The sequence below is a fragment of the Faecalitalea cylindroides ATCC 27803 genome, from assembly GCF_000469305.1.
In the GTDB taxonomy this organism is placed as follows: domain Bacteria; phylum Bacillota_I; class Bacilli_A; order Erysipelotrichales; family Erysipelotrichaceae; genus Faecalitalea; species Faecalitalea cylindroides.
In genome coordinates this window covers 1-20291 of the sequence record NZ_KI270988.1, presented here as the reverse complement: position 1 = coordinate 20291, position 20291 = coordinate 1, and the positions used below count along the sequence as shown (strand labels likewise).

The window sequence follows — 20291 nt, the reverse complement described above, 5'->3', positions numbered from 1 at the left end:
AAGTTATCAACCTACGATTCATAAAAACATGCTGGAAAGACCTGTACCTCCACCAATAACTACGATATTTTTCATGCTTCTTCATCTCCGATATCACGATGGGATTTAAAACATTGGTATTGATCTTTATATTGATCAAACAACCAATTACAGATAGAAACGGACCGATGCTGTCCCCCTGTACAACCTATTGAAACGATCATATGCGATTTATTCTGTTCATCATAACACTTAAATACATAATCTAAATAATCTTTCAAATATTTGATAAACTGCTGCGTTTCTTCTTTTTCCATGACATAGTCATAGACTTCTTTATTGTTTCCCGTTTTATTTCTTAACTGTGGATCATAAAAAGGATTAGGCAAAAAGCGCACATCAATCACACTATCTGCATCCATTGGAACACCACGTTTAAATCCAAACGATTGAAACGTAATAGAGAACTCACTGCCAACATCCATATTTTTAAAACGATGTCTTACTTTGCTGGCAAGCGCAGCTGTAGTTAATTTTGTTGTATCAATATGAATCGTGCTCTTGGCATTTTCTTGTAAGTGATCAAAAAAGTCTCGTTCTATCTCAATAGCTTCTTCAAGCGTTGTTGCCATTTTGTTTGAAATCATTGGATGCTGACGACGAGTAAAACGATATCGCAACAACAATTCTTCATCACTGCAGTCTAGAAAAATTATCTGCATGTGTTTTGATATATTCTGAAAGTAATTCACAAAATAAACATAGTCAACGGCACTGATTGCAAAAGCAATATTCTTATAACGAGATTCGGTTTCTAACAATTTCTCTAATTCAGACAATAATTCTTTAGGAAAATTATCGATGCAATAATATCCTAGATCTTCCAATGCATTCATTGCACTGGATTTCCCTGCTCCTGACATACCAGTTACCAATACGATATTTTCATTCATTTAGTTCACCTTCTTTATTCAATATATATTTATCATAGCACTATATATCATAGAATAGATAAGATTTTCCTATTCTACAATGATCAAAAAAGATTCTATAAAATACCATGCTTAAAATCTTTTTCAAATTATATCACATACATCCTGTTTTTTGATAAAATTAAAAATAAGGGAGGGATCATTATGAATCCAATACTTTTTCTTGATATAGACGGGGTCTTAAATCCACCTATCTGCCCTCAATATGAACTTGATTTTGCACTTAGTGATAAGTTAGCCGCAAAACTAAATAATCCATCAATCAAGAAATTAAACATCTATTTTGTCAATCAAGTTTACTATGGCTTTGATAAAAAGAGTTGTGAACTAATAAAAAAACTGGCACAAGAATTTGAAGCCAAGATTGTCTTGACAAGCTCCTGGCGCTTATATTACACCAAAGAAGAAATTGAAGGAATGTTTGAAATTGTCGGAATTAAAGATACTTTTATCGATTTTACAGTTCATGGAAATCCTAGAAACAATGTTATCATGGAATATGTACACACTCATAATGTAAAAAGATATCTTGTTATTGATGACTTTGATATGCGTAATAATTTTGGATATCGATTCATACAAACCGCTCAATGTTTTAATGAGGCAAATTATCATCAGGCTAGATACGCCTTAAAACTTCAGGAAAGCCTATGAAAAAAAAGTTATATACATCATTAACGATTGCTATCATGATATTGATCTTCCTGTTTTCTTCCCAAAGTGGAGAAGAATCATCAAAAACCAGTGGTTTTATCCTTTCGTTGTTACCTTTTTTTAACAATATAGAAAGTGCTGAATTCTACATACGTAAACTAGCCCATTTTTCTATATATTTTCTTTTGGGTCTTAGTGCTTTTCAAATGTTTTCTGCTTATGACCATTCTAAAAGTAAAGCTTTTCTATTCAGCATCCTTCTATGCTTTTTATATGCTTGCAGTGATGAATTCCATCAATCATTTTCAAGTGGAAGATCTCCACAGGTGTTTGACGTTTTCATTGATACTATGGGAGCTTTCATATCCAGTTTTTTATCTTGCTGCTTTTTCTATAAAAAATAGCAGCTTTTCTTTTTAGTGGGGAATACTATCCCATATCCAGGCTAAAATTGACATTGTTTTGGCGATTATGCTACGATTTGTCTGGTGATTACAATGAATAAACACAATAGAAAGATCTCTCGACCCATTAGAATAGGGCTTAGTTTTATCATTGCCGTGGCACTTATTATTGTTTTTGTTCCTCTTCTCAACAATGTGATTCACCCCATAAAATACATTGCTTCAAGCGAAAATACATTGACTGTAAGTATTCCTTATATTATCAATGGTGAAGTGGATGAAACAACGCTTGAGATTCCACGAGGAACACAAGTTCATATCTCTGAAAAAGGAGCCGAAACATCACAGATCAAATATAAAGGACAGCTGGTTTCAATACCAAACGAAAATCTAGTTGATTCATTAGAAAACTGTGTCCAGATTGAGAATGTCTATCCAAGAAGGCTAATTAACCTAAGAGAGAAAAAAGGTGGCAAGTTAAGTGATGAAGTTGTTACCAAAGGAGAAAAAGTAAAAGTATTAAAAGTTGATCCACAAGACCTTGATACAACAACAGGAAACGTGAAATGGTATCAAGTTGAAAAAGATGGGAAAGAATACTACCTTAGTGGTCAGTATGTAGAAACCAGCAAAGAGCTGGCTCTAACTGACTATTCATCTTCTATTTCTTATTCTACATATTGGGATGCCTATTACGGAGAGAATTATTCTAAAGATGCTTATATCGATCAAATCGACTACAAGCCTCAAGAAGTTCCTAATTATGAGAACAATCCATTGCGGGAAGATATCAATGCCGTCCATGTATCACTTGAAAAACTAGTAGAAAATAAAGATTACTATATGAATCTAAATGATACAACAGGCATTAATTCTTTAGCAATAGAAATCAAAGGAGATGGTGGAAGCATCTTCTATGACAGTGATGTTCCAGAAGATTATCTATCAAACCCAAGTGAAGCTACCAGTAGTTCACTGATGTCTAAAGATGAACTTTCTAGTTTATTCAAAGAATTACAAGATGATGGTTTCTATGTCATCGCGCGCGTCGTTACTTTTAAAGATGCGATTTTTGCATCACAGAATCCAGATGATTCTTTTACCGATCAAAACGGAAATCTAGTATTACACAATGATGAATATTGGCCAAGTGCTTTTTCAAGAAAAGCATGGAGCTATAATGTAGACATTGCTAAAGAAATCGCACAATGCAATGTCAATGAAATCCAATTTGACTATGTACGTTTCCCAGATGGCACATTATCAAAGGCTTTAGACGGAACGATCGACCTTCATAACACATATAACGAAAGCAAGACTAGCGCATTACAAGGATTCTTAATCTACGCTAAAGAAGAGCTAGCCCAATATGAAGTTTATGTAGCAGCCGACATATTCGCATGGCCTGTAGTTGCCCAGGATGATCAAGACATTGGACAATTCTTACCAGCCATTGCCAACGTTGTTGATATCGTATCGCCTATGCCTTACACCGATCACTTCTCTATGGGAGCCATGGGCATTGATGATCCTACGGCCAACCCAGAAGAAACGTTGTATCAGTTTTCTTTGATCACTAAAAAAACTCTAGATTCTATTGAAACACCAGCTATATATCGCACATGGATCCAAGGCTATGGAGACTTTGGTCCTGATGAAATGGTTGCCCAGATCAACGGTATTAAAAAAGCCGGTTATCAAGGTTACATGGTATGGGCTGGCAGTGGTGATCAAGAAATATTGGATCCGCGAAAAGATGGCTTCATTGATAGTGCTTCATAAAAAATGAAAAATGAATGGATAATCCTAGTTATATAGTGGATTATCCTTTTTTATTGAATAGCTTGTTTATAAAAATATTTTGGATCAAACTCTTTTACTTTTATCGTTATCATCATTTCTTTAAAATCTTCTTCTGTAAAATCACCATCCAAAATAAACATGGTCTACATCAAGATGGAAAAGGTAATCTAGATCTTTATGGGGTTTAACTAACATGAAACTAAAGAAAACATTTTCCGTTCACTTAATACCTAAAAATCAATATCATTTGTCCTAAATATCTCAACCAATATTTTTAGAAATATAGATATCTGCAAACATATACTAATTAATTATCTACTTTTTAACAAATATGTTTTTAGATTTTCATATATTTCCCTTGTTTCTTCTTTACTTTTAAAATTTAATAAAACATCTACATTGGAATCAATCAAAATATAGGAATCATTTGATAAATAATAGTATGCTCTACAATTACCTATATCTTCTGCTACGGCTTCTCCTGAAAAAAAGTCATTATTTAAAAATCCTATGCCTTGTTTTTGAATATGCATATCATTGTTACATAATAATTTTATATCCTGAATATCTTGAAAATAAATTTTATCGTGAATAAAAGAATCCAATTCTATATAGTCCTCATTACAGTAAAAATTGATTTTTGTCTCATTTGAAGAAGATATCATAATAAACAAAATCAAAACTAAAGGTATCATAAATATTACTGCCAAAACGATTTTTATTCTTTTCCCCATATAAAACTTCCATCCTCGTTTGATACACAGATATTCAAAATTAAATTAAAATCTTCACTTTTTAAGTTCATATATCATTAATTTCATTAAAACCTATCCATTTTATAATTTCATGAAAAATTAGTAATGAGCCAAATAATAGAAAAAGCGGATACAACTTATAAAAGCCATATCCACTCTTTCAACAAATGTATTACGTTCTATTTTGCGTATGTTTTCTCTAAAAATCTGTTCGCATCAACGATAAAACGCTCATGTTGTCCTTTTCCAATTGATTTTCCATTTTGGAAAGCCTGAACTTCAAATACAAGTTTACGATTTTCCTGTTTTAATAGAGTTGCATGAATTTCTATAGTAGCTCCTAGTGGACTTGCCATATCATGAGAAACATTCATCAACGTTCCTACACTTGTCTTTCCTTCTTCTAATTCCAGACAAAGACAAGCGGCTTCTTCCATCCATGCAATCATCTGTGGAGTAGCCAATACATCTAAAGAACCACTTTTCATGATTGAGGCAAGATGTTGTTTCTCTACTACTCGTTCTATTTTTATTGTTTTTTGTTCCATAATAAAATCCTCCAAACACATTTTAAATGGTATCATGAAATACAGAAAAGATACAACATATACTTAGTGTCAAAAAAATAAAAAATCATTTATAATAAGGATATCATTGTAAAAAGGAGGTCTTATCAATTATGTATGATCAAGATCAAATCATATATAAAAAGGCAAAGAATCGAGTTATTACTCGTTTGATCATTTCATGGATCTTATTATGCCTGTATTTTATCGGCGCATTTAGTGTATTAAATCTAGATTTTTTGAAAACGACGAACAACTTAAATACTGTCATCATTGTTTTGGCAATATCACAATTATGTCTATATGGTTTCATATTTTTATTGCTGAGTTTTGGTAAAAAGATTTTCCGTATCCTTTACTGGCTTGTATTCATCTTAACATTATGTTTGTTTTATGTTCCTATTCAATTTGCTATGCAGGATATGGCACATATATTAACATATGCTTCGATGCTTGGATTTATGTTGATCAAAACAATGTTTTTAGTTCAACTTGGTTCCTATCTCAAGCACAATAAATGGTCCCGCATCTTCTTTGATCTAACGATAGATGTTTATGAAGATGAAATGGAAGATACTATTGAACAACCTGTTATAAGAGTAAAACAAGTCAAGAAAAAACCAGTTCGACAACCTGAACCAGAGTATATCTATGAAGAAGAGGAAGAAGAAGCGGAAGAAAAAGAACCTTATACGCAGCCTCAGGTATCCATTCGTTTAGGTATTGGAATCTATGCTTCATTAATGGTATTCCCTATCTTAATTCAGATATTCTCCAATTATTTTGCAAGTTATGATTTACAAACGGTCTTTGCGACACAGGATATGTTCATGCTGTGCATATTTACTGCGCTTGTATGGACCGTACCAGTATTCTATTTATATTACGATCACCCATATGCAAAAAGAATTGTTTTGATATGTGCGATCCTGGAAGTCTTCTGCATTCTATTCTATGCACCTAAATTCATTGGATACTATGTAGACAAAGATCCAGAATATCCATTACGGGTCTTTATCCTGTTTATTTTAGTTGATGCGATTCGTTATGGTGTCTTATTCTATTGTTTAAAACCATTATTACATATCGAATCACCAACTCATATAGATGAAGATGATGAAAATTAAAAGAAGATCGTCGTGATCTTCTTTTTTTAATTAGTCTAAATTATTAGGTTCCTCATTCACCATGATAGGCAAGGAAATTTCAATAGATGTTCCTTCATTTTCTTTCGATTTTAGCGAAATGGACCCATTGTAAAATTGAACAATATGTTTCACTATAGCCAAACCAATTCCTGTTCCGGCTACAATTTTAGATCTTTGTTTATCAACACGATAGAATCGCTGGAAGACTTTTTCCTGATCTTCTTTTGATATTCCTATGCCTGTGTCCATCACTTTGATCAATATATTATCAAGCCTTTCTTTTATAATGATAATGATCTTTCCATTTGGCTTGTTGTATTTGATGGCATTGCTGATAAGATTATATAAAATTCCTTGTATATGATCTAAGTTAGCATATACTGTTACATTCTCGCAGGAAGCATCAATATCTAAATTCATTGCCTTTGCCTGCACACTTAAACTATTCAACACATTTTCTAACAAATCTTTTAATTTAATATGAGATTTTTGTACAACGTAATCTTTTGCTTCTAGTTTTGAGATTGTTAATATATCATTGATCAATTTGGTCATATGATCACTTTCTTTTAAGACACAATCTAAACAATGATCGATTTGATCAGGATCTGTAATCGCGTGCTGTCTTAAAAGCTCTGAATATCCTCGTATTGATGTTAAAGGTGTCTTTAATTCATGTGAAGCATTGGTAAAGAATTCTTGTCGAATTTGTTTTTCTCTCTCCAAATTTTCTAAGTTTTTAGCAATTTGATTATTCATTGTCTGTAAAGCATCTGTAATCTCCTGCAGTTCAGAATACGAATAGTTTTGAAACTCAATTTTTTCTTTTCCAAAATCAGCTTTACGAATCACTGCTGATATCTCCTGTAATGGTTTAAGAATCGAATCAGCCATACGTTTTGACATAAGCCATACAAAGAAAAAGGCAATCACAAAAGCGATAAAAAAGGATGGCAATAACATCAACGCCGATTGAGAAACACCTGAAAATGGCATAGCTAATCGAACATAAGTTTGTTCTTGTGCATCGTATTCAGCTACATAAAGATAATTTTGTTCCATCGTTTCAGAATATCGAACACTACTTCCAGTTCCATTTTTACTTGCTTCTTTAATTTCTTCACGTTGAAGATGATTCTCATTGATCGAATCATCAAAATTATCATATAAGACTTCTCCATCGGATGATATCATGGTCAAACGTGTATCTTTATCAAATAACTCTTCTCCAATCTGTTGACTTTCTTCGAAATTTGTTTGAACAATGATAGACAATTCATCATTTAAATTCGAAGTTTGTTGATTTAAAGAAACATCGTACAATACGCCATATAAAATCCCAAAGCCAATCACAAAGCTTAAAGAAAAAATAATCAAAAAAGAGCGGATGATCTTATTATGCATTTTGCTCACCCGCTACAAATCGATATCCTACCTGACGAACAGACTGGATACAATTATTATAATCAGAACCTAATTTTTTTCTTAAAGAGTTGACATGAACATCCAATGTTCGACTCTCTCCAATAAAATCATAGCCCCAAACCTGGTTAATTAGTTCTTCTCTTGGAATAGCTCTGCCAGGATTTTTGGCAAGATATTTTAATAGTTCAAACTCTTTAAATGTAAGTTCAACACTCTTGTCATCAATCTTTACGATTCGCTTATCTAAATCGATAAACAATTTATCGATCTGGATGATTTTTTCATCTTTCTTACTACGTCTCAACAATGAGCGGATGCGTGCAGCTAATTCTAAAACGCTAAAAGGTTTTGTCAAATAATCATCTGCACCTAGATCCAATCCCATGATCTTATCTAGTTCTTTATCTTTTGCACTTAAGATCAATACAGGAATATCCTTAAGACGTGGTATAGAACGAATGTACTTTAAGATATCATACCCGTTCATTCCCGGCAACATGACATCCAAGATCGCAAGATCTACCACTTCTTTTGTCAAATAATCATAAGCATCCTGACCGTTATCAAAATCTACAAGATCATATTGATAACTTTGTAATGTCAATTTTAATAACTGACGGATGTTTTCATCATCTTCAACAATCAAAATTTTTGGCATCTATTTGCCTCCTTTTAAAATTTTTCTTCCTCTTCTACAACATACTTGGCCAAGTTTTCTGCATGGTCACTGATACGTTCATAATCTGATACAGAATCCAAGAAAATAATTCCTGCTTCAACTTGACACTTTTTGTCGATAAGGCGCTGAATATGACCTTCACGCATCTGATCTTGCATCTTGTCAACTTTCGTTTCATGCTTTTCAACTTTTTCAATTTTAGTGACATCAAGATCAGCACGTAAATCAAGTGCCCATCTTAAAGTTTTATAACACTGATTGCTAATAATTTCAATATCATCTTTTGCACTTTGTGAAAAAGCATCTTCTTCAAGATCTTTTGCCATATCGGCAATATTACGACAATGATCACCTATTCGTTCTACATCACTGACAGCCAAAAGAGCATGTTTTACCTGCAACTGCTCTTTTTCACTTAATGTTGAAAGATCCATCAATGAAATAAATTCAGAGAGCTGTCGTTCATATTCATTGATCTTTTTCTCTAGATCATATATTTTGTCAATATTTTTCTTTTCTAATAATGCATCTTTTGTATATGCTATGCTTTCCAATGCTAACTGGCCCATCTTTTCAATTTCACGATTTACACGAACCAATGCAAATGAAGGAGTTTGTAATAAACGTTCGTCAAGTTTAACCAATACTTCACCTTCATTTTCACTTGCTGCCTCACCTTCAACACTACCTTTGATGATAACTTTAGATAGGCTAACAAGTTTATTTGCAAATGGGAATAAAATGATTGTAGTACATACATTGAAGCAAGTATGAAAGATAGCCAATTCTGTACTAGTCACATTGCTCATAGCCAAATCTGGTCTTGCGATAAATATAAACCAACAAATAGCTCCAAAAAAAATAGCTCCAATACAGTTAAATAACAAATGAATTACAGCAGCTCGTTTTGCGTTTTTGTTTGCACCAACACAAGAAATGATGGCTGTAACACATGTACCAATATTCTGACCCAATGCAATGAAAACTGCAGAACCCCAGTTTACAATACCGTTCATTGCCAATGCCTGCAAGATACCCATTGAAGCAGAAGAACTTTGAATAATACCGGTAACACCTGCACCAACCAATAATCCTAAAATTGGATTATTTCCAATAACTGTAAATGCTTGTGAGAAAATTGGTGAATCTGCATATGGTTCAATTGAACCAGACATCGTACTCAAACCTAGGAATAAGATACCAAAACCAACTAAGATGTTTGCTCCATCTTTAACTTTTTCCTTTTTGGAAAACAGCATCATTCCGACACCGACAACCAATAGAATTGGCGCAAAGAAATCTGGTTTCAACAAACTTCCCCATTCAGACATTGAAACAAGCCATGCAGTCATTGTTGTACCAATATTGGCACCCATGATTACACCCACCGCCTGTGATAGGTTCATGATCTGTGCATTAACAAAGCCAACTACCATAACCGTAGTTGCTGATGAACTCTGAATGATTGCGGTAATCAACGCTCCAACCAAGACACCTAACAATCTATTATTAGTTAATAGACCTAACAGTTTACGTGTCTTAGAACCAGCCGAATTCTGAAGACCCTCCGCCATGATCTGCATACCATAGATGAACATACCAAGTCCACCAAAGAACAACATAATGTCCTGCAATAAATCCATTGTCATATACTTTCTCCTTCTTAGCTTTCCTAACCTTTATTTAATACAGCCTGTGCTTTTTTCATAGACCGATATACTAAATCTCGTTTCTTGTCTAGAACAAGTTCAAAATCTCCAATCAACTCTTCGACATGAGCGTTGAATCCTTTTTTGAATTCGTAAACCCCATAATCATCGGCACTCTTGTCAAAAATGCCACTTGTTCCATAGAAGTTATATCTTGTCATATGCTTATCTAAAGCCTTCTGTATTTGTCTCCATTGGATCGCATATGGGCCCATAAATTTCTTCAGATTTTCATCTGAAGCGCTCAATAGATATATTGCTTCATTATTCTTCCAAACAAACATAGCGCCTGCTAAATATAATTCAGATCCATATTGTTTTTTAAGCTCATTTGCTTCCTGAATCTTTTTCGTTGTAAGATCGATACCTTCTTGAGCTACCTTCAACTTTTTTGTAAATTTCTTAGAATTTGGTAGTTCTTCCAATTTTTTTTCAATCTCTGTTTTTTCATCTATATAATCTTGTCTTTCCTTTGTAAGACTTTCCTTCAATTCTTCTACATTAAGACATGCCATAACCAGTTCAATCGTATCTTTCCCAAACAAATCGTGCATATCTTCAAAATAAGATAATGGATAACTGTCAAAATGTCTTCTCTTTGATGTAGCATCCAACATGTCCTTAAATAAGTAGAAATCCTTCTTTTCTAGTGTCTTTACATGAATTGGATATTTTAAAGATCGATTGATGCTCCAGCGTGTCTGTTGATCCATTTCCTTTAACAGGGTCGGTGCATCTTTGTCTTTTAGATCAAGCACCATTGTCCATCTTGGCTCTGTAGTAATATCAAAGCCTCGACTAAATCCTTTATGGCTACACCCCAAATCAATAAATGTATCAATGATTTTTTGATTATTGAATCCACTTTCAACAAGGTTGGCATCTTTATCTCTTTGAACATATTGCACATATGGATTGAAATGTAGATATATACCATTTTGCTGCTGCAGGTCTTTTTTTAGCTCTGTCACAAAAAAACGTAAGAGATCTTCGTTGGTATAATCAATCAAGAAACCTCTTAAAGCATGGTAAATATACATCTTTCCAATTGTTGGATAACCTATGATACAACTTGCCGCTAAGATCATGTCTGCTTCTTTGACACCGACAAATTGTAAACTACATCCTTGTTTTTCTTTATATATACCCATTGCACTTGTTTGCCAAAAAGTGCTGTCAGGACATTTTTCTTCAAAAGAATCAAATTCATCCTTTGTTAAATGAACAAATTTCATGTTTCTTCCTCTTTCTACTCGCAGAAATATTCTAACACGATTTACATATATAGACAAAAACATTAAGTAAATTTGATGATTGTTAAATTTATTTTACATTAGTTTTTTTACATATTTGCTAAAAAAGATGCGCAATGACAAATTTTACCAGTTTTCTGGCATAATTGGCTGTCTTTTGACAAAAAATTGAACTAATTCAGCTTTAGTGTCATACTTAGTTTGAACAAATATAAACATTGGAGATGATAGAAATGGATATACAAAAAAATGAATTTTAAGTTTTAAAGGAGGTCTCTATATGTTTAACATTCGTAAAATGGTTCGTGTTCTTCCAATTACGTTTATCTTAATGTATGCATTAGGCGTATTTGGAATTCTAAGTGGTGTATCATTACGCAATGATGCTTTGATCCAAACATCGCAATTATTCTGCACATATTCAATTATTCCATCTTTTATCGTAACATTGATTTTTTCATTCATTAACATTGAAAACAAAAATACGAAACTGCTCATCTATTCGATCTTATTTATTATCTTAGCTGTCGGTCTTTTCATTTATATCCAGAATAACAACTATGAATCCATGGAAATGATGCAGAATTTCATTTTATTTCCTATTTTATTCATTTGTGTTTTATTGATCGTCTTCTATGAAATTAAATTTCTTAAAGATTGATTTTACCTTTCTTCCATATAAAAAGATAGTCAGTTTGATCAAGTGACTATCTTTTTTTGTATCTTATTTTTCAATCAATGATTCATTCCAGTGTTCGTTTGGTTCAACACCTAACAACTCACATACAGTTGCAGCAATGTTGCTTAGACCAAGATTGTCTTCATGTTTTAATTTAACATCTGCACCATATACGAAGAATGGAACTCGATTCAAAGTATGAGAAGTCTTAGCTTTTAAAGGAGCTCCTTCTTTCTTAGGTTTTTCATACATTTCATCCGCATTACCGTGGTCAGCTGTTACCAATAAGATACCATTTACTTTATCAACGGATTTGATGACACGTGCAAGAGCTAAATCGACAGATTCAACACCAATGATCGTAGCAGGAAGGCTTCCTGTATGTCCAACCATATCTCCGTTTGGATAGTTAGTACGTAAGAAATCATATTCTCCACTTTCGATTGCAGCACAGAATTGATCTGTAATTTCTGCAGATTTCATCCAAGGACGCTGTTCGAATGGAACAACATCTGATTTGATTTCTACATAAGTTTCTAAATTTTCATCAAATTTCTCGCTTCGGTTACCATTCCAGAAATATGTAACATGACCAAATTTCTGTGTTTCGCTGATTGCATATTCACGAATTCCGTGCTTGCAAAGTTCTTCAGTCAATGTGTATTTGATCTTTGGTGGTTCTGTCAAATATTTATGAGGGATGTTAAGGTCTGCATCATACTGTAACATACCAGCATACAATACTTTTGGATTCTTAACACGGTCAAATTTATCAAATGATTCATCTCCATCAAATGCACGAGAAAGTTCTAATGCACGATCCCCTCTAAAGTTGAACAAGATAACACTATCACCGTCATCAATTGTTCCAACTGGCTGACCATCTTTGGCAATAACAAATCCTGGAAGATCCTGGTCAATAACACCTAGTTCATTACGATATGTTTCAATCGCTTCTGTTGCACTTTCAAACTGACGGCCTTCACCCATTACATGAATATGCCATCCTTTTTCTACCATAGACCAGTTTGCTTCATAACGATCCATGGTGATCTGCATACGTCCTCCACCGCTGGCAATGCATGCATGGAAATTATCATCATTTAATCCAGCCATGAAGTTCTCAATATCATCAATATATGTCAATGCACTTGTTTCTGGAACATCACGTCCATCCAATAATGCATGAACACGTACTTCTTTGATTCCTTCTACTTTTGCCTGTTTAATCAAAGCTTTTAAATGATTAATGTGAGAATGCACGTTACCATCTGATAACAATCCGATAAAATGCATCTTGTGATCTTTTGCGTTTTCAGCTAATTCTTTCCAAGTCTTTGAATTAAAGATCTCTTTTGATTCGATATTCTCGTTAACTAATTTAGCTCCCTGAGAATAAATCTGTCCACATCCAATTGCGTTATGACCTACTTCTGAGTTACCCATATCTCCATCTGATGGCAATCCTACCGCAAGTCCGTGTGCACGAATTGATGTGTTAGGACAATTTCCCCATAAATAATCTAATGTTGGTTTGTTAGCTAAAGCTACGGCATTTCCTAGATTGGATTCATTGATCCCAACACCGTCCATAACAACTAAAATAACCGGTCTTTTTGTCATTTTTATTTCCTCCATATTATCGAAATAAATATACCACTTATAACTTTTAAATTCAATTTTAAACGCTGTTGTTTAAAGGCTATTTTACGGATACTTTCCTTCTCTTTCCTTTTAATTCTATAACTTTTAAACGAAATACAGTTGTATTTTTAACAGGCTTCAAACTAAATGGAAATTCAGAAACATGATAATGTTTCATCAGTATCTTTAATCCCTTTATTTTTTTATCTTCACTTACTATTTCAATGAATCCTTTTCCAGTCACACTTTCATATTCCATCGTACATGACATTTTTTCATCATTCAATACGAGCTGATGCGCACGATCCATTTCAAATGTAGCTCTATTATCTTTTTGAATCAGATCCAGTTTCTTACCTTCCTTGGCACAATGAAAGTATAGGTATAGCTGTCCATCTTCTATATCCATTCCAAAATTTAATGGAACCAAATAAGGATAGCCTTCATCGTTTAATCCTAAGACTAAACTATCGCAATCTAAGATTACTTGAAGAATTTCGTTAAATTCTTTGATTTCACGATCTCTTCGACGCATTTTCCAATCCTCCTTGATAATTTTTGATTCTTTGTACTAAAGTCGTCTGACGAATTCTTTTTTGTTTTAACTTTACCTGTTTTTCAAACAAAGGTTGATTTCCAATCAAGATCAATTCTTTTTTTGCTCGTGATACGGCTGTATATAAAAGTCGTTTTTCTAACATATATCTTGCGTTTGGTTCTACAATACAAATCACGCTTTCATATTCAGACCCTTGGGCCTTATGAACACTGATACAATAAGCATGATTTAGATAATATAGAAAATCGCTGGAAAAGTCGACGATCGTATTGCCAAAATCAACGCTTATGACATGATTAACCCGATTAACTGTATCAATTGATACAATGGATCCAATATCCCCATTATAAACATCGTCGTCTGGCAAGTTTTTCAACAACATGACTTTATCCCCTTCACGAAATACTGTAGTTCCAACACGAAACTGACTTTTGGAATTCGATTGTGGATTGTATAAAGCCTGCATATACACATTGATCGCATCGATACCGGCAACACCTTTATACATTGGCGCCAAGATCTGTAGATTATCCATATCTTTATTGCGAACGATTTCATCCAGACATTCCATAATATCTTTGGCATCTCTTTCAATAAAAGTGACCCCATCTTCATAGAAGCATCTTTCCTCTTTACGAATTTGACTTGCCAAGTTTATGATTCCAGATCCTTCGCTTTGACGGAAAATCTTCTCTAGATGAATGATTGGGCAAATATGGCTTGCAATTAGATCTTCAAAGACCTTGCCCGGACCTACACTTTCAAGCTGATCTTCATCCCCAATTAAAAGAATTCGGCAATATCGTGGCAGTGCTTTTAATAACTGTGCAAATAAATGCGTATCAACCATGCTAAACTCATCCACGATCAAAAAATCAATTTCCAATGGGTCTTCTTCATTCTTGGCAAACGTATTATCATCTTTATTCCATTGCAACAAAGAATGGATCGTTCTTGAATCACAACTTGACAGCTGAGCCAAACGCTTGCTGGCACGTCCGGTTGGTGCACACAATTGAATCGTTGCATCCGGAAAAAAAGAACGACAGATATTCAAGATTCCTTTTACAGTTGTTGTCTTACCAGTACCTGGGCCTCCATTTAAAATAAAAAAACTCTTTTCAAAGAACAAACGAATGGCCTTCTTTTGTTCTTCATCATATTCAATCGCATAACTAAACTCGACTTCTTTGATTTTTTGTTCCAATTCCATTTCATCAACTGACTCAACTTCAAAGATATGCTCAAACAGATGGCTTGCTATTGAAATTTCGTCATCATACAAACTAAAAGGATAGACTTTCCCTTCTTCTATATGAATACTTTTTTGAACAGATAGCCGCTCTAAAGAAGCTTGTATATCTTCATTTGTGGCGCCTTTACATCTTTCCATTAAACTGACTAAAGTGATATACGTATTTCCGCTCATCATTGCAAGCTGTCTAGCTGTTTCATAAATATAGGCATCCAGCCTTCGATTATCATTTTTATCAATCTGAAAACCATCTGCTAATTTTAAAGCCGATTTATACCCAAATCCATAAATCTCATAATATGGTAAAAAACAATTCTCTTTTAATGTATCTAAAACCTTATCTTTATAAGTATCTTCCAATAAGCGAATCTTTCGATCATCCAAACCAAATTTCATCAACTGAATATAGGTATCATTAAAGCCTTCAAATTCTTCAATACCTTTTTTTATGATATCGATACGCTTTTGATTCAATTTTGGAATTTGATACAAAATCGAATAATCTTCCTTAATTTGTTCCAAACATGTTTCGCCTAACAATTCATAAATTTGCCTGGCTGTTTGTTTACCAATTGTAGGAAATGCATCGGAAGATAAAAAGTGTATGATCGCATCTTCATGCGTTGGCAATATCTTCTTATAAGATTCTATCTTAAACTGCGTACCATATTTAGGATGACGAATATACTCTCCACTTAATTCATATTCCTGATCTTCCATAGGATCAACGATGCGTCCAGCACCAGTAAATAAATGATAGGTATTTGTCTGTGAAAAACTGGCAACTACATAGTGCGTTTCCTTATTTTCAAAAATGATATATTCAAGTTTTGCTAAAACGCTATCCATTGATACGCTCCTGGTATGTACTCAAAATCTTTCCATTTAAATCCTGTCCATCTACATAGACTTCTTCGATAACACCACCGCCAATACATTTAAAGCCATCATAGAATACGGCTTCCTGACCAATAGTTACACTAGCAATCTTTTGTGGATAGCTTACTAATGCAGTAGTTTCATCAAGAACTTTAAGATAAATGTCCTGATCTGGTTGACGATATCTAAATTTACATGTGCATTTTTCAGGAATTTCGTTTTTATCTTTAACGATCCAGTTAATCCCTTTAACAAGACAGGAATCAGAATACAACCACTCTTTATGCGTATGATGACAGACAAATAGAATATTCTTCTGTACATCTTTTCCAATTACGAACCAAGGCCCCTTTTCATGATCGATATTCAGACCTTTTCTTTGTCCAATCGTGTAATAAAGAACACCTACGTGTCTACCAACAACCTTGCCTGTATCAACATCTACGATATTCCCATCCTGACTTGGTAAATAATTAGATAAGAATTGTCTAAAATTTCTTTCCCCAATGAAACAAATTCCCGTACTGTCTTTTTTTGTCGCAACACTTTCTAAATTTAGTTTTGCAGCAATTTCTCTGACTTCTGGCTTAGTTAGTTTTCCTAATGGAAACAATGTCTTATGCAATGCAGCAGGACTAACCTGGCATAAAAAGTATGTCTGATCTTTGTTAGTATCGGCTGCTCTAGTAAGATAAGTAAATGAACCTTCTGTCATATTGGAACAATAATGACCAGTTGCAACCATATCAAAGCCCTGCTTCATCGCATAATCAAAGAAGGCATCAAACTTAATATATTTATTACATAAGATATCTGGGTTTGGTGTTCGCCCCTTTTCGTATTCAGATAAAAATGTTTTAAACACATAATCCCAATATTCTTTTATAAAGTCTACTCGCTGCAAAGGAAGATTTAAATGCTCTGCCACTGCCTTTGCATCTTGATAATCTTGCTCCTGTGGACAAGTATCATCTTGAATCGTAGGATTTCCTGCGATATCACCGTTGGCATAACTATCCCAGTTACGCATAAAACAACAGGTAACATCATATCCCTGCTCTTTTAACAAATAAGCCGCAACAGCTGAATCGACTCCACCACTTAATCCTACTAGTACCTTCATACGTATCAACTCCTGCCTCATATTATAGCTTTTGAAAGAAAAAAAGAAAATGCCAATTAAGCATTTTCTTCAATAAAGGCATTATATGTCTCATCGTCATCACATACGATTTCCAAGACTCTTTTTCCATTCTTCATCGTTGAAATAATACGACTTGAAAAATCACTTGAGGTACTTTTTATCATGAGTTCAACACCATCGGCAATTTTATATTTCTTGGTTCTCTTATTTTCTATAGAAGAAGGTACTGTTTTAAATTCAGTATCAAAATGTTTTCTTTCAGGCAAAGCCAATAAACAATCCTTGATGACTTCTTTCTCTATTTCATTTGAGACTGGTTCATAATTATCAATTAAAGTTTCTACATAATCTGAATAATTCAAATTTTGAGGCGTATTCATTGCATTTTGAACTTCATTCGATAAAACCACATAATCCCTAGGCGAACTAGTCTTAATTGCACTCTTTAGTTCATTATCAATCGCCTTATATGCATTATATGTGTTAAATGCATCATCTCTTTTTTCTTCCAGCTCTAAAAAAGAAACAGTCCAATATTTAGCCTTTGTATCTGTGAAAACAGAAACATCATTAAATACAATATGATCATTGATCGAATACATATTATAAATGGCAAATTTCCAGATACTTTTCTTTTCTGAAGAAAAACCACTGTTACGATGCAAGCTGATACCATCATACCATTCACTATGTTCTACTTTAGCCAAGATATATTCATATTCATCATCAGAATTTTGTACAAGAGCTTGTACAAGACTTCCTCTTTTAACCTTTGATCCCGTTGGATAAATTTTTGCCTGCGCTAACTTTTCTGACTCCAATAACTTTAAAGCTATTTTATCTGAAAGTTCATTACGATACTCTATATCCGTATCGTTTACAATTCTTTGAATACAGTCTGAAATCAAATCCTCTTCATGCATGATTACATATGCTTTGGCTTTTTCATTATGATTTGAAAAATCAACAAAATCATTAATAAAACTATCAAAATCTTCTGAGATATCATTTCTTACTGTACGCTCATTATCTACATCAACTAAATGAAATGATTTATATAATATGTTCATATTGTATCTCCTCGAAGTATTATAACAAACTTTACATTTAAATTGTCAAAAACATATGTTTTTCCATTTAATCTAACCCATTAACATAAACATTAATCTTTCATTTTCCCTAAAATTATATATTCGCTAAAAAATTCTATATAAAAAGGTGGTATAACCCACCTTTTAAACATTATTTATGATTTTTTCTTCTTTTAGATAAAATACCAAATCCTGCTAAACCTCCAGCAGCAACCAGTAATAAGACGATCCATAATCCATATTTATTCTGTACCCCTGTATTCGCGGATTCCGTCTGACTGGAGTTTTCCTTATCTTTTACCGTAAAGTACGCTTCAACACTACCGGTATTAAACTCAAAACGAATTTTATGTTTTCCTGCTGATAAAGTATCTAGGAAAGAAGATTTTAAAGTAAGGATCGTACTTCCAGATTTGATATCATAATCTGTATCCTTTAATTCTTTTCCATCTACAAGAACTTTCTTAAACTCTTTGATATCTGTATCAATTTTAAAAGTCAATCCATCTTTGCTTCCTTTTGTCCATTCTTGGTTTGCACCACTAACAAATTTCGGAAGTTTCGCAATGATCGTATCTTCTAAAGTAATTTCATGTTCCGCTTTTTCATCACTGAAATATTTATTGCATACTTCACAATACCAGTATTCTATATTTCCAGCTGCATCTACTGTTGGCTTTTTCTCGTCAACTTTTGTTAGGTTATGCCCTGTTGCTGGAAGAATCGTTTCTTCTTGTTTCAATTCCTTTGTTAATGCTTCGTCCTGGAAATACTTTCTACAAGCTTCACAATACCAATATTCGATATTACCTTTTTCTGTACAAGTAGGATCTTTTCTTTCCACTTTAACAGCATTATGTTTTACATTGAACTTTACATTTACTATTGAAGAAGTTGATTGTCCATTATTTGTACCAGTGATTTTAATATCTTCATCGTAGCTACCAGCTAAAAGACCAGTCTTAGGCTGTACTGTAAATTCTGCAGTTTCTCCAACATTCAATTCTGTCTTAGATAGAGTTCCAACATCAAATGATGTACTTGATGGTTGATCCAAAGTAATTGGTTGATTTCCATCATTGGTGATCGTAATAGTCTTAACTTCTGGTGTATATCCTTCTATTGCATCCGCAAAGTTTATATCACCACTATTTTGGATACTATAAATCGGATCTACATCTTTAACAGTAATCGTTAATTCTTTACTTACACTTCCTACATCATTGCTTGCAGTTACAGTAAAGACATAATCACCTGGAGCAGTAGGTTTTCCAGTAATTTTACCACCTTTTGATAAGCTCAATCCAGTAGGTAAAGAATCCTCCTGTATAACACTCCATTCGATTGGTTCAGAACCATCAGCTGTAAGAAAAGCATCGTATTCTTCATTTACTTTTCCTTCTGACAAAGATGCTGTTGTGATAGATGGAGTATATTTTACTGTACCTGTTATCTTATCCTCTCCATTGAGAGTTCCGCCATTTACAGTTACCTTATTGTCTCCTGTATTCAAACTTGCCCCGTCTCTGATGGTCAAGCTTTCTCCTTGGTTAATTGTAATGTCCTCCTGCAAGGTGACATCGCCGTACACGGTGCCGGTGCCGTTATTAAAGACAATACCTGTACCGGAAGGAGTCACAGGACTGGAATTCGATGTAATTCCTCCAGTGTCG

General features: G+C 33.7%; 18 protein-coding genes. 5 read left to right on the top strand and 13 right to left on the bottom strand.

Going from position 1 to position 20291, the window contains the following annotated elements:
* Positions 1-71: 71 nt before the first annotated feature.
* Positions 72-932, bottom strand: a complete 861-nt coding sequence (gene rapZ, locus HMPREF0367_RS03730) for an RNase adapter RapZ (protein ID WP_035401323.1) — start codon at positions 930-932, stop codon at positions 72-74.
* A gap of 183 nt (positions 933-1115) precedes the next feature.
* On the opposite strand from rapZ, the gene HMPREF0367_RS03725 reads away from it, so the two are divergent.
* The 3 genes from HMPREF0367_RS03725 to HMPREF0367_RS03715 all read left to right on the top strand — a co-directional run bounded on the left by HMPREF0367_RS03725 (position 1116) and on the right by HMPREF0367_RS03715 (position 3811).
* Positions 1116-1625 (top strand): HAD domain-containing protein, encoded by a 510-nt coding sequence (locus HMPREF0367_RS03725; protein WP_035401321.1) that lies wholly within the window; start codon positions 1116-1118, stop codon positions 1623-1625.
* Positions 1622-2029, top strand: a complete 408-nt coding sequence (locus HMPREF0367_RS10850) for a VanZ family protein (protein ID WP_035401319.1) — start codon at positions 1622-1624, stop codon at positions 2027-2029. The genes HMPREF0367_RS03725 and HMPREF0367_RS10850 overlap by 4 nt, the downstream gene beginning before the upstream one ends.
* A 93-nt stretch (positions 2030-2122) precedes the next feature.
* Positions 2123-3811: a putative glycoside hydrolase gene (locus HMPREF0367_RS03715; RefSeq protein WP_022356018.1), complete on the top strand. Its 1689-nt coding sequence runs from the start codon at positions 2123-2125 to the stop codon at positions 3809-3811.
* Positions 3812-4143: 332 nt separating this feature from the next.
* Here HMPREF0367_RS03715 and HMPREF0367_RS03710 read toward each other — a convergent pair whose 3' ends face one another.
* Positions 4144-4566 (bottom strand): hypothetical protein, encoded by a 423-nt coding sequence (locus tag HMPREF0367_RS03710; protein ID WP_035401317.1) that lies wholly within the window; start codon positions 4564-4566, stop codon positions 4144-4146.
* A gap of 200 nt (positions 4567-4766) precedes the next feature.
* The gene (locus HMPREF0367_RS03705; protein WP_022356016.1) at positions 4767-5135 is read right to left on the bottom strand and encodes a thioesterase family protein; all 369 of its coding nucleotides are present in this window, start codon (positions 5133-5135) and stop codon (positions 4767-4769) included.
* Between the two features lie 131 nt (positions 5136-5266).
* Here HMPREF0367_RS03705 and HMPREF0367_RS03700 point away from each other — a divergent pair, with 131 nt between their 5' ends.
* Positions 5267-6280 carry a hypothetical protein gene (locus tag HMPREF0367_RS03700; protein ID WP_035401315.1) on the top strand — a complete coding sequence of 338 codons (1014 nt, stop codon included), beginning with the start codon at positions 5267-5269 and terminating at the stop codon, positions 6278-6280.
* Between the two features lie 30 nt (positions 6281-6310).
* Here the strand turns inward: HMPREF0367_RS03700 and HMPREF0367_RS03695 are convergent, their stop codons facing one another.
* From HMPREF0367_RS03695 to HMPREF0367_RS03680, 4 genes are read right to left on the bottom strand one after another with little or no spacing between them, the layout of a single operon-like run.
* On the bottom strand, positions 6311-7705 hold the full coding sequence (locus tag HMPREF0367_RS03695) for a sensor histidine kinase (protein ID WP_051335162.1): 1395 nt from the start codon (positions 7703-7705) through the stop codon (positions 6311-6313).
* Positions 7698-8384, bottom strand: coding sequence for a response regulator transcription factor (locus HMPREF0367_RS03690; RefSeq protein ID WP_022356013.1), 687 nt, complete (start codon positions 8382-8384; stop codon positions 7698-7700). The genes HMPREF0367_RS03695 and HMPREF0367_RS03690 overlap by 8 nt, the downstream gene beginning before the upstream one ends.
* A gap of 14 nt (positions 8385-8398) precedes the next feature.
* Complete coding sequence (locus HMPREF0367_RS03685; RefSeq protein WP_035401312.1) at positions 8399-10054, bottom strand: Na/Pi cotransporter family protein; 1656 nt, start codon at positions 10052-10054, stop codon at positions 8399-8401.
* Positions 10055-10077: 23 nt separating this feature from the next.
* Positions 10078-11349: a peptidoglycan bridge formation glycyltransferase FemA/FemB family protein gene (locus HMPREF0367_RS03680; protein ID WP_051335161.1), complete on the bottom strand. Its 1272-nt coding sequence runs from the start codon at positions 11347-11349 to the stop codon at positions 10078-10080.
* Positions 11350-11647: 298 nt separating this feature from the next.
* On the opposite strand from HMPREF0367_RS03680, the gene HMPREF0367_RS03675 reads away from it, so the two are divergent.
* The gene (locus HMPREF0367_RS03675) at positions 11648-12028 is read left to right on the top strand and encodes a hypothetical protein (protein WP_035401310.1); all 381 of its coding nucleotides are present in this window, start codon (positions 11648-11650) and stop codon (positions 12026-12028) included.
* Positions 12029-12091: 63 nt separating this feature from the next.
* Here the strand turns inward: HMPREF0367_RS03675 and gpmI are convergent, their stop codons facing one another.
* The 6 genes from gpmI to HMPREF0367_RS03645 all read right to left on the bottom strand — a co-directional run.
* Positions 12092-13669, bottom strand: a complete 1578-nt coding sequence (gpmI, locus tag HMPREF0367_RS03670; RefSeq protein WP_035401308.1) for a 2,3-bisphosphoglycerate-independent phosphoglycerate mutase — start codon at positions 13667-13669, stop codon at positions 12092-12094.
* A 79-nt stretch (positions 13670-13748) separates the two neighbouring features.
* A complete protein-coding gene (locus HMPREF0367_RS03665) occupies positions 13749-14225 on the bottom strand; it encodes a pyridoxamine 5'-phosphate oxidase family protein (protein WP_035401306.1) in 477 nt (158 codons plus the stop codon).
* Positions 14206-16353 (bottom strand): SF1B family DNA helicase RecD2, encoded by a 2148-nt coding sequence (gene recD2 / locus HMPREF0367_RS03660; RefSeq protein ID WP_051335160.1) that lies wholly within the window; start codon positions 16351-16353, stop codon positions 14206-14208. The genes HMPREF0367_RS03665 and recD2 overlap by 20 nt, the downstream gene beginning before the upstream one ends.
* Positions 16346-17506, bottom strand: coding sequence for a tRNA 2-thiouridine(34) synthase MnmA (gene mnmA, locus HMPREF0367_RS03655; RefSeq protein WP_035401304.1), 1161 nt, complete (start codon positions 17504-17506; stop codon positions 16346-16348). The genes recD2 and mnmA overlap by 8 nt, the downstream gene beginning before the upstream one ends.
* A gap of 56 nt (positions 17507-17562) precedes the next feature.
* A complete protein-coding gene (locus tag HMPREF0367_RS03650; protein WP_035401302.1) occupies positions 17563-18597 on the bottom strand; it encodes a hypothetical protein in 1035 nt (344 codons plus the stop codon).
* Positions 18598-18769: 172 nt separating this feature from the next.
* Positions 18770-20291, bottom strand: a 1522-nt coding sequence (locus HMPREF0367_RS03645; protein WP_035401300.1) for a X2-like carbohydrate binding domain-containing protein, incomplete at its 5' end; no start/stop codon positions are given.

Coding starts and splice junctions, on each gene's coding strand:
- rapZ (WP_035401323.1), bottom strand. CDS start 932: ATGAATGAAAATATCGTATTGGTAACTGGTATGTCAGGAGCAGGGAAA.
- HMPREF0367_RS03725 (WP_035401321.1), top strand. CDS start 1,116: ATGAATCCAATACTTTTTCTTGATATAGACGGGGTCTTAAATCCACCT.
- HMPREF0367_RS10850 (WP_035401319.1), top strand. CDS start 1,622: ATGAAAAAAAAGTTATATACATCATTAACGATTGCTATCATGATATTG.
- HMPREF0367_RS03715 (WP_022356018.1), top strand. CDS start 2,123: ATGAATAAACACAATAGAAAGATCTCTCGACCCATTAGAATAGGGCTT.
- HMPREF0367_RS03710 (WP_035401317.1), bottom strand. CDS start 4,566: ATGGGGAAAAGAATAAAAATCGTTTTGGCAGTAATATTTATGATACCT.
- HMPREF0367_RS03705 (WP_022356016.1), bottom strand. CDS start 5,135: ATGGAACAAAAAACAATAAAAATAGAACGAGTAGTAGAGAAACAACAT.
- HMPREF0367_RS03700 (WP_035401315.1), top strand. CDS start 5,267: ATGTATGATCAAGATCAAATCATATATAAAAAGGCAAAGAATCGAGTT.
- HMPREF0367_RS03695 (WP_051335162.1), bottom strand. CDS start 7,705: ATGCATAATAAGATCATCCGCTCTTTTTTGATTATTTTTTCTTTAAGC.
- HMPREF0367_RS03690 (WP_022356013.1), bottom strand. CDS start 8,384: ATGCCAAAAATTTTGATTGTTGAAGATGATGAAAACATCCGTCAGTTA.
- HMPREF0367_RS03685 (WP_035401312.1), bottom strand. CDS start 10,054: ATGACAATGGATTTATTGCAGGACATTATGTTGTTCTTTGGTGGACTT.
- HMPREF0367_RS03680 (WP_051335161.1), bottom strand. CDS start 11,349: ATGAAATTTGTTCATTTAACAAAGGATGAATTTGATTCTTTTGAAGAA.
- HMPREF0367_RS03675 (WP_035401310.1), top strand. CDS start 11,648: ATGTTTAACATTCGTAAAATGGTTCGTGTTCTTCCAATTACGTTTATC.
- gpmI (WP_035401308.1), bottom strand. CDS start 13,669: ATGACAAAAAGACCGGTTATTTTAGTTGTTATGGACGGTGTTGGGATC.
- HMPREF0367_RS03665 (WP_035401306.1), bottom strand. CDS start 14,225: ATGCGTCGAAGAGATCGTGAAATCAAAGAATTTAACGAAATTCTTCAA.
- recD2 (WP_051335160.1), bottom strand. CDS start 16,353: ATGGATAGCGTTTTAGCAAAACTTGAATATATCATTTTTGAAAATAAG.
- mnmA (WP_035401304.1), bottom strand. CDS start 17,506: ATGAAGGTACTAGTAGGATTAAGTGGTGGAGTCGATTCAGCTGTTGCG.
- HMPREF0367_RS03650 (WP_035401302.1), bottom strand. CDS start 18,597: ATGAACATATTATATAAATCATTTCATTTAGTTGATGTAGATAATGAG.